This window comes from Neobacillus sp. S1227, from assembly GCF_055385255.1.
In genome coordinates this window covers 4,076,910-4,089,178 of the sequence record NZ_AP038276.1, presented here as the reverse complement: position 1 = coordinate 4,089,178, position 12,269 = coordinate 4,076,910, and the positions used below count along the sequence as shown (strand labels likewise).

Below are 12,269 nucleotides of genomic sequence, written 5' to 3'. Positions count from 1 at the left end.
ATATACTCTTTAGGAGGTGTCCTAATATGAAAGATAATATAGTAGCTTGGCTGGAAGAAGGTACCATTACCGTACCGTCATTACTATTTTCAGAATATCGTAATTTGAATTTAAACGAAGCAGAATTAGTTCTGTTACTAAATATCATGACGTTTGTAGAGAAAGGGAATGATTTTCCAACCCCCGAAGAGCTTTCCTCAAGAATGACCATTTCGCAATCAGAGTGCAGTGACATGCTCAGAAAGTTGATTCAACGAGGCTTTCTTGCCATCATTGATGAATATTCGCAAGACGGCATTCGTTTCGAGAAGTACACGATTAAACCATTATGGGAAAGACTCGTGACACATTTTCTGACAAGCACACAGACTGTTCAGGAGATGCATAAGAAAACAGAGGAAACCGATTTATATACATGTTTTGAAAATGAATTTGGCCGTCCTTTGTCTCCTTTTGAATGTGAGTCTTTGGCGATGTGGATGGATGATGACCATCATGATCCTGTCATTATCAAGGCTGCACTTCGTGAAGCAGTAATGTCAGGCAAATTAAATTTTCGCTATATTGATAGGATTCTTTTTGAGTGGAAGAAGAACGGCATTAAGACACTTGAGCAGGCCAAAAATCAGGGGCGCAAATTCCGGCAGAAACAAGTTCAAAAAGGCAATCCGAGAGAGGATGCCCCGCCATCATCTATTCCATTCTATAACTGGTTAGAGCAATAATTCAAAAATAACGAGTGACAATTCACTCGTTTATTTTCTGTAATAAACATTTAGAGGGGTGAAAACCTTGCTTAATAATAAACAAATTCGGCATTGTTTAGATACAATGGGTGAAATGTTCCCAGATGCCCATTGCGAATTAAATCATTCCAATCCTTTTGAACTCGTTATCGCTGTGGCTTTATCTGCCCAATGTACCGATGCCCTCGTAAATAAGGTAACTGTTGGTCTATTTAAAAAGTACAAGACCCCAGAGGACTACTTAAAAGTCCCTTTAGAGGAATTGCAAAAGGATATCCGCTCGATCGGTCTATATCGGAACAAAGCGAAAAACATTCAAAGTCTTTGCCGCATTTTATTAGATGAATATAATGGGGAAGTGCCAAATGATAGGGATGAATTAACTAAGTTGCCAGGAGTGGGCCGGAAAACAGCCAATGTTGTTGTTTCAGTTGCCTATGGAGTTCCGGCAATTGCTGTTGATACCCATGTGGAACGTGTCAGTAAGAGGCTCGGCATTTGCCGCTGGAAGGACTCTGTATTGGAAGTTGAAAAGACGCTGATGAAAAAGGTTCCGAAAGAGGAGTGGTCAGCTACCCATCACCGCTTAATCTTTTTTGGCAGGTATCACTGCAAAGCGCAGAACCCCCAATGCCCAAGCTGCCCGCTTTTGGACGTATGCAGGGAAGGAAAGAAACGAATGAAAGGAAAGGCTCTTGTAAATGAGTAAGCCTTCAGAATCTTTAACCGATATTCTTAAAGAATGGACCAATATACAGGAGCAACTTGAGAAAGTATTTCGAAACAGGGACCAAGCAGGGGCGAAAGAATGGATGAATAAAGGAATTCAATTATACCTTCGGTTTTTGTTTATGACGAATGGATTGCCATTTGGCAGCAATGATGCCATTCCATTTGAAAGCATCGAATACAAGCCAGTCAATCTTGAGGAGCGATTTGCTTTTATCAAGTCTAGACCATCACTCTATCATTCTTATCGACAGTTATCAGAACTCATGGTAGAACAAGAAAAACAATATGCCCGGAAAATTATCCAAAAAAACAAGAGGCCGACAACATAAAGTCAGCCTCTTGTTTTTTTAATGCCCGCTGGATTGAGTTCCAGGGGGGATGATTGGCGGTATCACGACCCCGCCGGTGTTATTGCCGCTGTCATTTCCACTTCCAGTACCTGTTCCGGTACCATTTTCGTTCCCATTATTATTACCGTTTCCATTTCCATTTCCATTTCCGGTACCATTTCCATTTCCGGTACCATTTCCATTTCCGTCCCCATTGCCGTTATTTCCACTTCCTTGTTCATTATCATTTTCTGCCTGTGGAACCTCAATGGTGGTTGTTGCAGGATCACTCTTCCGGTCTCCGATAATAGCCATAACGGTAATGGTGTATTTCTCACCCGGCTTAACTGGGAATAGGAATCCTTTATCTGCCTGCACCACATGATTTGGAGTAGTGTCGTTATTAACGGTAATATCAAACTGAACATTTTGCTGTGCTGTATTTGGATAATCCCAAGTTACAGCGATTTTTTGAGAATCTTGATCATATTTTGCTGCCAAGCCGCTAGGTGCCTCAATCTTGTTAAATTTCTCGGATACTGTTTTCGGGGCATGGCCCTTTACAGCATATTCCGTAAGTACTTCACTATTAGGAGTGAACTCACTTGCAAGCACAGCAGGCATGGAGCCTTTTTCGATTCTGACTTTTTCTACACTATTCGGCATTGTAAGGTCAGGTGTTTTGATGTCTTTAGAAACATGGGCCATCAAATTCTTAAAGATTAATTGGGCAATTCGTTGGTTATTACCTTTCGCCTCAATCGGTGTTTTATAGTCACCGTAACCGGTCCAAATGGAAGCAGTATAATTAGTTGTATAGCCTGTAAACCAAGCATCAGGCACGGAACTTCCGCTAATATTCCATGCTTTTCTTTGGTCTTCGGAATAGTTTGTCGTCCCTGTCTTACCTGCAATTGCAAGGCCTGGAACTTTTGCGGCAGTCCCGGTACCAGGTGAGACTAGAACACTCTTTAGCATGTCGGTAACCATAAACGCTGTGGAATCCTTCATGGCCACCTTTGGTTCAGGTGCTGTGTCAATAATGGTACCGTCACGCAGTTTAATTTTCGTGACTGCATGAGGTTTATTGTAAATTCCTTTGTTGCCAAACGCCGCATAAGCTCCTGCCATTTCTAAAGGTGATACTCCAACGGTTTTTCCTCCAAAGCCGCCAATCGCATAGGATTCAGAGATTTCTTTTAACGGGATGCCCAGATTTAGGGCAAATTTCATTGCATTATCCAGTCCAACCTGTTGAATGGCCTGAACCGCCGGTGTGTTCCGTGATAACTGAAGGGCTGTCCTCATCGTCATCGGACCCTTATACTTGCCATCCCAGTTTCCGAATTTCTTTCCTGACGAATACGTAATTGGTTTATCCTCAATCATTTGGTAGGTGCCCCAATTTAAGTATTCAATGGCAGGGCCGTAATCTAATACAGGTTTAATGGTAGATCCGGGCTGGCGCTGGATATCAATGGCATAGTTGTAGCCGCGCTGCACCTGTTGGTTTCTGCCGCCGCCAATTGCCCTGATTTCTCCAGTCTTTGTATCGAGAAGTGCGACGCCTGCCTGGAATTGATCATCGGGATATGGAATAACGTCTTTTGAGTTTAAAAGTTCGTTTACATAGTCTTGCGCGTTTTTGTCCAGTGTTGTATAAATTGTCAAACCGTCTGAAAAAATATCAAAATCGGTCTTCTCTTTTACTTCATCGATAACTGCATCAACGAAGGCATCATATGGTTTGTCATTTATTTTACGCTGTTCCTCTTTCAGGACCGTATCTTTTACTGCAACCTTCTTTGCTTCTTCCATCTGTGCCTTTGAAATAAAACCATGTTGATACATTAAACTCAATACGATATTTCTTCTTTTTTCGGCTAAATCCGGATGGTTAAAAGGATTGTAATTATTCGGGCTTTGCGGCATCCCCGCCAGTTGGGCAGCTTCTGCTAGTGTCAACTGATCAAGTGTTTTCCCGTAATATATTTTTGCAGCAGTGGCAATACCCCAGCTATTTTCCGAGACATAGACCTTATTGACATACATTTCAAAAATTTGATGTTTAGTATATTTTTGTTCCAGTTGATAGGAAAGCCATGCTTCCTGAACTTTTCGTTTCAAGGTTTTATCGCGTGTTAAAAAGGCGTTTTTGACAACCTGCTGGGTAATGGTACTGCCGCCTTCTGAACCAAAGCCATCACGGAAATTTGCAAGAACCGCACCGCCAAGGCGAATCGGGTCGATGCCATGGTGCTGGTAAAAGCGGTAATCCTCCGTTGCCAAAATGGCGTTTTCAACCTGCTTCGGTATATCTTTATAAGTGACATATTCCCGGTTCACTGAACCGGCTTCAGATACAAGCTCTCCATCTTTATCTAGAATCTTTGAAGGGATAGGATCTTTTAATAATTTTGGATCAAGCTTGGGAGTGTCCTTTATTAAATAGGCGAAAGTGCCGACACCAGCCAATAGGCCGACAAAACAAAGCACCACTAGGGAAAGGAAAATTTTCTTTGCCATTCCGCCTTTCTTAGCCTTTGTTTTTGGTCTGGCCTTATTGTTTGACTGCTGTTTCTTTCGGCGCTCCTCTCTTGATTGGTATTGCTCAGCCATTTTGAAATTCCTTCCTTTCTGCTCTTTATCCGTTATCTAATAAAGAGGTAAAAGATTATCTAATATTTTAATATAATCAATTCTAGGATGAAAACCAAGCGGTATGAGATAACCGTTCTGTTTAATTTCTTCCTTAGTAATTGATTTTCTTCCTCCACGCATCATTCTGTCCCAAAAACCTAACATATGCTTTGCCTCTAGTAAATATACTTCATCAAATCGCGAAAAACGGATGATAACAAAGCAAATCCCACCTTGATTCATCACTTCTTCCATATGGGTAATTTGGTGCTGATGGAAATTTTTTAACGGAAATGAAGTAGGATTTTCTGTTTCCTTTGCTTCAAAATCGATATATTTTCCCTTATAAACGCCATTATAGTCAGTTGTGGAGGCAAGTTTAAAATAGGCTTCTTTAATAACTGCCGCACTTCGCTTTGGGTAATCCACTTGAACGATTTGGATTGGTGTCGGTTTCTTATGGATAACAGCGAGCTTCCTGGAGCGGTAATATTCATTACTCTCGTTTAAGTCCTCTTCAAGTGTCATTCCGCGATTACCATATGCATCATTTTTCTTGATTTTTACCGGTGCTTTTTTCTCTTGATCCGAGCGAACATACTTTTTTCCATTTGGATAATTAAAGCTCATTTCCTTCACCTCTTAAGACACTCACTATCATATCAAATCTCAGATAAAAGTGGGTGAATAAAATAGCTCTTCAGGTAAACGCTAATATTAATTGTACCGTTTTTATTATAAAAATTAATGATTCATTCATTTTAAGGGGTTAGCCAAGCGGCTAATAATCTATTAAAAACTGAAGGAACGATGCACAAAATATGAGTCTCCTTACAATACACGAACAAAATATCATTCGTCAAATTCAAACCGAAACCAGCAAAAAAAATATCGATAATATTTCAAGAACTAATGCATATTTTTCCTACTTTAAAAAAAATCCGGATATTAAATGGTCCTTTCTAGCAAGTATGGTGTCCCGAAATGGCGGCTGGAATATGTGCGATCTTGAGGGATCTATTTTTCGGCAGCTAATTTCCCCCCAGGTCAGAAGACAGCTTTTTTTTACATATGAAAGGGCTAATTGGCTAATATTTCATGATGTTTTCCCCCAATTATTGGTCTATCAATATTCGACGAAATTAGGCCGTCCTCTGTTTCATTTACTTCCCTATTTTCATGTTTCATCTTTTATTCAAAATGAGTGGCACCGCTTTTGGCAGGAAAAAGATAGTATTAGGCTCATGACCGCCCTAATTATTAATGAACAAAATGTGATTCAAACTCCTGTCATTGAACACCCTGTTTACAAGAAAAAGGTATTTCAATCACTTATATTTAATTTTCAAGATTGGCTCCATTTTAGCAGCGTGTTGTTCCCAACCTGCGGTGGGGAGGTATATGGCGCAAGCGTGAATGGCTTTAGGTCTCTTTCCAAAAGGATTAATCTTGGAAAGAGGCTGGCGAGCATTCTTTTTCATCCAAGGTTATTTCCTCATTTTTTTGAGTTTGCTGAAAAAACAACACATACTGGTTCAAGAAATGATTATGAACAGTATTTTAAAATGAAAACGGAAGGAACTTCTCCTATCTTAAGAATGACCTACCCGGTAATCAAGCACCATCGGCAGGATTATCAGGATTGGAGTAAAGTTCGAAAAGCTTCTTCCGCGTGGCTGAAATTTCCAGTCCATCATCGCCAGCCAATTCACCTAACCGATTGGTATGTGGCTAAATCCCATCAGCTGCAGCTGCTTGTTTCCTTGAATAAGGTACTGAATTTAAAGAAATGGAAATAAGAAAAAGCAAGGAGAGTGATCTCCTTGCTTTTCTCTTACTCAGCCGGTCGGTTTGGTCCTTCTAACTTTTTATCGCCGTAACCTGTTCTTTTTTCTGTATCAGATTGCCTGGGTTGGCTTTTGTTTTGTTTATTGTTGTTAGACAAAATAAACACCTCCACTACTATCATGTGCTGAATTTTGGTTTTCATACGATTCTAGATTCTGTCGAATGAAAATTGAGAATATGCCAGAATGGCACTTTCTTTGCCGAAATGCTTCTAGTTTTGTCAAGGGGGAAGGAACCATAAATTTGAAAGAGAATATTAACCTTAGGAAAAACGAGAGGGAGGTTTTAGAAAATGAATAGATCATTTAGTGATAAGGATAAGCTCCTGTCAAAGTTGGCGGGGATATATGACCAATTGGAAGAATTAGACGAGGCACTAAAAGCATCCTTTTCTGAACTTCGCATCGAGCTAAACCAGAAGGAACATGATAAACTTCTTGATTCGACTGAAAAAATCACAAACTTGGAAAGAATCGCAGACCAAATGTTTTTGAATGGAGAGATGGTCCAAAATCCGCTTTCCCACCATTCCGCCAAAGCGTTAAAGCTTGAAATGGGTTTTTAATATTCGGTATCATAGTCTTAAATTTGAAAGTGGCATTTAAAAGTGCTGCTTTTTTGCTAATAGGAAATTATAAATTTTCACAAATTTATAATTTCCTAACGCATAAATTCAACTACGCCTCTGTCTTCGTCCTATCGGACTCGCCAGTCGGCGAGTTTTCATTTATTTTGACGGGAAGGGAGTGTGCATTCTTGGACAAAGAAATAGAGCATTTAACAAAGGAGCTATTATCATTCAATCAAGAATTTTTGAGGTGTTTTCAGGAAGCGAGAGAAACGGGAAGTGTACAAAATTTTGATGAGGTAATAAAGCCATTTGCCAATAAAGTCAACTCAACAAACGGAAGGTGGAAAGAGGAGATGAAAAAATGGCTTCTGAACTTTCCATTAAAACATATCCGCATTCAGCAGGTTGAATCCGTTTCAGAACAAATCGAGCAGCTCTCCATCCAAGCTTTCTTTCCGAAAACGAGCAAATCTAGATTTCTAAATGCCCAGCGAACAGTCGGATTTTTTCTGACGGAAGTTTTAAAAGAAGTTAATAAAGAGAAAAGAGATGCGACGTAAGCATCTCTTTTTTGTTCTATCCATTATGTTCGATGAGGGAGTTTTCCTGCGCTGCCTCAGGGGGCACCGCACCTTGATTTTCAAGTTCACGGACAAGATTGCGATATTCTTTAATGCTAATTTCATTGAAGATATAGGCCTTTTTAACAAAATCCATTAGTGCATTAACATCATCAGTGGTGTAATCACGGCTTTGACTAAATCTCACTTTCAATTCGCGTATGTCCATTTTTACTCCTCCTTCATCATTTTTTCTATCGTAACATGAAATTTAAGAGATTATTATTTTTATAAAATTTAAACTTTAGACAAAATCTTTGAAATTTTGACATTTCCTTGAATCACCAATTAGGCTTTTTTTTCATAATGTGAAACAGAGATAAATACGGAGGAGATGTTTGCCGTGTTTGGAAAAATGAGACCAAATACCTTCTTTCATAATGGATATTCGGGACAAATGAGGCAATCCGGTCCAGTTGGCCAACAATGGAACCGGCATTTAGTAATGAGAAACCAACCATTTCCATATCAGCCTCCTGTTCAGAATCAGGGGTTGAACTCTTTGCAGCCGCAAGGAGGCTTTCATCCAGGCGTGTTCCAGCCGATGGGGATGCCCTTTCAGCAAGGGTATAACGGACAGAATATGCACTATCAAAATACCCAGTATCCGCAAAAGGATTCCCAATTTCTATTTCAGAATCCCCTGCAGCCAAAGGAAGATATGTATCCTGCCCCCTATATCCCGATGAATGCTTATCCGGTTATGAATCCTTATCCTAAACAAAGTTTTATACCAAAACAACCAAGCGGTATGCAGTCCTTAATTAATTCCTTTAAATCGCAGGATGGCTCAGTTGATTTTAATAAAATGATGAATACTGCGGGCCAAATGGTGAATGCGGTAACGCAGGTTTCTTCCTTAGTAAAAAACTTCAGCGGCATTTTTAAAGCGTAATAAAAAAGACGGCAAAACCTCGCCGTCTTTTTTTTATATAATAGAGAAAATTATTATTCATGTTCGTCAATTTCAATAATTTTCCCTTTTTCCCTTGGAATGCGGATTTGTAGTAATCCATCGCGGTAAGTGGCTTGAATTTTTCTGTCATTAAGCATATGAGGCAGGGAAATGGTTCTTGTGGTTTGCTGTCTTACATACCGGCGCTGATAAATTTGATTTCGCTCATCCTCTGAGGTTTCTAATTCTTTATTCTCAACAGATATGGTTAAGTAGTTTCCGGTGATATTAAGATGGATTTGGTCTCTTTTGACACCTGGAAGTTCGGCAGACACTAAATATTCATTTTCTCTCTCAACAGTTTCAACGTGGAAGCCTCCGCCGCCATCAAACGGAAAAGGTGTTTTAAAAAAATCATCGATGGACTGCAAGAATCCTCTAATAGGTTTCTCCATGAAAAAATCATTCATGGATTTCATTATATGACTGAACGGTTTGGGAACAGGCTTTTTCTCATGATTTTTATCATTCGGAAGATTAGAAGACATCCTAAAACCCTCTCTTTCCAATTTTTTACACGATATCATATGCGTTTAGTCCCGACTCGGTGCCCAATCCAAACAAAAAAACCACCGTATAAGTTTGCGGTGGCAGTTTGTCTTAGCTAATAGGAAAATGTGAATTTTTCCAAAGTTACACTTTCTAACGCATAAATTCAACTATGCCTCATGAACCGTCCTAACGAACTCGCCAATCAGCTTGTTTTCATTTATATTAAATTAATTTCTTCCATAAGGATTTGAATATCGAGGATCATGTCTCCCTCTTCATCGACTTCTATTAATTCGTCTTTTTTCATTTTTGTCAACGTTCTGCTGATAGTTTCGCGCGTTGTCCCAATCATGTTAGCCAGGTCTTTATTGGTAAATTCCGATTTTAATAATATAGTACCATCCTCTTGTTCTTTACCGTGCTTTTGGGCAAGGCGGATTAACAGCTTGACAATCTGTTCATACGTATTATTGAGTATTTGCTCTTCAAGCCGGTTTTGCAAGTCGACGATCTTTTCACCAAGTACTTTAAATACCTTAATACATAACTCCGGATTTTCAATCAGAACATTTTCAAACTTGGAAATCGGCACGGCAATCAGGGTTGAAGGCTCTAGAACCTCAGCGTAGGCCGGATAGTCACCTTTTCGGAAGAAGCCGACATGGGGAAACATTTCCCCTTTTTTCATAATAGCCACGATTTGCTCTTTCCCGTTTACATCGCTTTTATAAATTTTAAGTTTTCCATCATTGATAAAATAAACATTTTCAAGCGGATCACCTTGATGAAAAACATGGCTATTTTTCTTCCATTCTCTTGCGATAGCAATGTCGGTAATTTTGGATAATTCCGTGTCGTTTAAAGAGCGAAAGAGAGTAAATTCGGAAAGCACCCTTTTAATTTCATCGATCTTCATTACATCACCTTCAGTTTCGTTCGATATATCTCTATTGTAACAAAATTTGGCTGAATAAAAAAAAGGTATTTGTAAAATATTAATTTCCTCTTTTTCTCCGAACGTTCATTCGCTAAAATAGAAGTAATGAGGTGAGCTAAATGAAGTTGAAAAAAAATTTGCAGGCCATCCTTTCAGATATTAAAGTAAATGAGGATTTTAAAGATAATATTGCTGCGTGGCAAACAATCCCAAAGAAGGAAGCTCAAACGGTACCATTTCCTGAGAATTTACATCCGCTATTACGTGCAGCGCTGAATCAAAAAGGGATTGACGAGCTTTATACCCATCAGAAATCTGCTTACGAAAGGACTATGGCAGGAAAAAGTATTGTGGCTGTCACACCGACAGCATCAGGAAAAACACTATGCTACAATCTTCCGGTTCTTCAATCTATATTAAAAGATCCGAGCACGAGAGCGTTATACATGTTTCCGACAAAAGCGCTCGCTCAGGATCAAAAAAGTGAAATTAACGAAATCATCCAAGCTGCCGGAATGGAAATTAACAGCTATACGTATGATGGAGATACACCGGCAAATATCCGCCAGAGGGTAAGAAAAGCAGGCCATGTGGTCATCACCAATCCGGATATGCTGCACTCTGGCATCCTTCCCCACCATACAAAATGGGTTTCTTTGTTCGAAAATCTCAAATTTGTCGTGATTGATGAGCTTCATACGTATCGCGGCGTTTTTGGCAGTCATGTGGCTAATGTGATTAGGAGACTAAAACGGATTTGCCATTACTACGGAAGCAATCCTATATTTATTTGTACATCTGCCACGATCGCAAATCCGCTCGAACTTGCGGAAAACCTTACCGAGGAAAACATGGTGCTGATTGACAACAATGGGGCACCAAGCGGGACAAAACATTTTGTTTTTTATAACCCGCCAATTGTAAATAAACCCTTAAATATAAGAAGAAGTGCCACTCTCGAGGTTCGCAAAATTGCCGGAGAGCTGTTAAAAAACAAAATTCAAACGATTGTTTTTGCCAGGAGCAGGGTACGAGTTGAAATTATCTTAACTTATCTCCAGGAACTGGTGAAACACGAATTGGGAAGCAAATCGATTATGGGGTATCGCGGCGGTTATCTCCCCACAGAGCGGAGGAAAATAGAAAAAGGCTTGCGTTCAGGGGAAATTTACGGTGTTGTCAGTACGAATGCACTTGAACTTGGTGTCGATATTGGACAACTTCAGGTTTGTATTATGACAGGTTATCCCGGAACTATCTCCAGTGCCTGGCAGCAGGCCGGAAGAGCAGGGAGACGGCATGGAGAGGCTCTCGTCATCATGGTGGCAAGCTCGAGTCCATTGGATCAATATATCATCCAAAATCCTGATTATTTCTTCAATAAAAGCCCTGAAACAGCACGGATTAATCCGGATAACTTGATCATTTTGATTGACCATATGAAATGTGCGGCCTACGAGCTTCCATTTAAGGCTGGTGAAAAGTTCGGTAATGTAGGAACGGAGGAGCTTTTGGAGTACTTAACTGAAGAGAGGGTTCTCTATCAGAACGGGGATAAATGGTACTGGATGAACGACTCTTTTCCGGCCCACAATATCAGCCTGCGGTCTGCTTCACAGGAAAATATCATCATTGTGGACCAAACCGATATTGCTAGTGTACGTGTAATTGGGGAAATGGACCGCTTCTCGGCAATGACTCTGCTACACGAGGAAGCCATTTATTTGCATCAAGGTACTCAATTTCAAGTGGAAAAACTGGATTGGGACGAAAAAAAGGCATTTGTCCGTGAGGTGGATGTTGATTATTTTACAGATGCCAATTTAGCAGTTCAATTAAAAGTACTTGAGGTTGATAAGCTGCAGCCGGTCAATGAAGCGGAAATTGGTTATGGGGATGTCAGCGTCAGGGCTATGGCGACCATTTTTAAAAAAATTAAATTCGAAACTCATGAAAATATCGGATCCGGTCCCATCCATCTTCCGGAGGAAGAACTTCACACCAATGCTGCGTGGATTTCCCTTGATAGTCCGTTATCGGACTTAGGGCGGGAACGGCTCGAGCAGGGACTTGTCGGGGCGTCTCACGCATTAAGGTCAATTGCTCCATTATTTGTCATGGCTGATCCACAGGATATTCATGTCATTCCGCAGGTAAAGGCCGACCATAATGAAAAGCCGACTATCTTTTTTTATGACCGCTATCCTGGCGGAATTGGTTTGAGTGAAAAAATATATTCCGGGATGGCAAAGGTTTTGCTTGAAAGTAAAAAAATGATTGAACGCTGTCAATGTGAATCAGGGTGTCCATCTTGCATTGGTACTGATGCAGGTGGAGATACCGCAAAACATGATTCATTAATGATTCTTGATGCCTTCTTAGAATCATCATCACGGTAA

13 protein-coding genes are annotated in these 12,269 nt (G+C 40.1%); 8 read left to right on the top strand and 5 right to left on the bottom strand.

What is annotated here, in order from left to right:
* The first annotated feature begins 26 nt into the window (after positions 1–26).
* From ACZ5AE_RS20455 to ACZ5AE_RS20445, 3 genes are all read left to right on the top strand, one after another.
* Positions 27–725 carry a DnaD domain-containing protein gene (locus ACZ5AE_RS20455; RefSeq protein WP_464566411.1) on the top strand — a complete coding sequence of 233 codons (699 nt, stop codon included), beginning with the start codon at positions 27–29 and terminating at the stop codon, positions 723–725.
* Positions 726–792: 67 nt separating this feature from the next.
* On the top strand, positions 793–1,455 hold the full coding sequence (nth, locus tag ACZ5AE_RS20450; RefSeq protein WP_464566410.1) for an endonuclease III: 663 nt from the start codon (positions 793–795) through the stop codon (positions 1,453–1,455).
* Positions 1,448–1,807 carry a YpoC family protein gene (locus tag ACZ5AE_RS20445; RefSeq protein WP_464566409.1) on the top strand — a complete coding sequence of 120 codons (360 nt, stop codon included), beginning with the start codon at positions 1,448–1,450 and terminating at the stop codon, positions 1,805–1,807. The genes nth and ACZ5AE_RS20445 overlap by 8 nt, the downstream gene beginning before the upstream one ends.
* An 18-nt stretch (positions 1,808–1,825) precedes the next feature.
* On the opposite strand, the gene ACZ5AE_RS20440 is transcribed toward ACZ5AE_RS20445, so the two are convergent.
* Both ACZ5AE_RS20440 and recU read right to left on the bottom strand, forming a co-directional pair.
* Positions 1,826–4,426 (bottom strand): transglycosylase domain-containing protein, encoded by a 2,601-nt coding sequence (locus tag ACZ5AE_RS20440; RefSeq protein WP_464566408.1) that lies wholly within the window; start codon positions 4,424–4,426, stop codon positions 1,826–1,828.
* 36 nt (positions 4,427–4,462) lie between these two features.
* Positions 4,463–5,077 (bottom strand): Holliday junction resolvase RecU, encoded by a 615-nt coding sequence (gene recU / locus ACZ5AE_RS20435; RefSeq protein ID WP_464566407.1) that lies wholly within the window; start codon positions 5,075–5,077, stop codon positions 4,463–4,465.
* A 191-nt stretch (positions 5,078–5,268) separates the two neighbouring features.
* Between recU and ACZ5AE_RS20430 the strand changes: the two genes are divergently transcribed.
* The 3 genes from ACZ5AE_RS20430 (at position 5,269) to ACZ5AE_RS20420 (ending at position 7,426) form a co-directional block, all read left to right on the top strand.
* Positions 5,269–6,246, top strand: coding sequence for a DUF2515 domain-containing protein (locus tag ACZ5AE_RS20430; RefSeq protein ID WP_464566406.1), 978 nt, complete (start codon positions 5,269–5,271; stop codon positions 6,244–6,246).
* Between the two features lie 341 nt (positions 6,247–6,587).
* Positions 6,588–6,860, top strand: a complete 273-nt coding sequence (locus ACZ5AE_RS20425; RefSeq protein ID WP_464566405.1) for a hypothetical protein — start codon at positions 6,588–6,590, stop codon at positions 6,858–6,860.
* Positions 6,861–7,051: 191 nt separating this feature from the next.
* Positions 7,052–7,426 carry a DUF1798 family protein gene (locus ACZ5AE_RS20420; protein WP_464566404.1) on the top strand — a complete coding sequence of 125 codons (375 nt, stop codon included), beginning with the start codon at positions 7,052–7,054 and terminating at the stop codon, positions 7,424–7,426.
* Between the two features lie 16 nt (positions 7,427–7,442).
* Here ACZ5AE_RS20420 and yppF read toward each other — a convergent pair whose 3' ends face one another.
* A complete protein-coding gene (gene yppF, locus ACZ5AE_RS20415) occupies positions 7,443–7,655 on the bottom strand; it encodes a YppF family protein (RefSeq protein ID WP_464566403.1) in 213 nt (70 codons plus the stop codon).
* Between the two features lie 186 nt (positions 7,656–7,841).
* Between yppF and ACZ5AE_RS20410 the strand changes: the two genes are divergently transcribed.
* On the top strand, positions 7,842–8,381 hold the full coding sequence (locus tag ACZ5AE_RS20410) for a YppG family protein (protein WP_464566402.1): 540 nt from the start codon (positions 7,842–7,844) through the stop codon (positions 8,379–8,381).
* 53 nt (positions 8,382–8,434) lie between these two features.
* Here ACZ5AE_RS20410 and ACZ5AE_RS20405 read toward each other — a convergent pair whose 3' ends face one another.
* Complete coding sequence (locus ACZ5AE_RS20405; protein WP_464566401.1) at positions 8,435–8,929, bottom strand: Hsp20/alpha crystallin family protein; 495 nt, start codon at positions 8,927–8,929, stop codon at positions 8,435–8,437.
* 221 nt (positions 8,930–9,150) lie between these two features.
* Positions 9,151–9,849: a Crp/Fnr family transcriptional regulator gene (locus ACZ5AE_RS20400; RefSeq protein WP_464566400.1), complete on the bottom strand. Its 699-nt coding sequence runs from the start codon at positions 9,847–9,849 to the stop codon at positions 9,151–9,153.
* Positions 9,850–9,989: 140 nt separating this feature from the next.
* Here ACZ5AE_RS20400 and ACZ5AE_RS20395 point away from each other — a divergent pair, with 140 nt between their 5' ends.
* Positions 9,990–12,269 carry a DEAD/DEAH box helicase gene (locus ACZ5AE_RS20395; protein WP_464566399.1) on the top strand — a complete coding sequence of 760 codons (2,280 nt, stop codon included), beginning with the start codon at positions 9,990–9,992 and terminating at the stop codon, positions 12,267–12,269.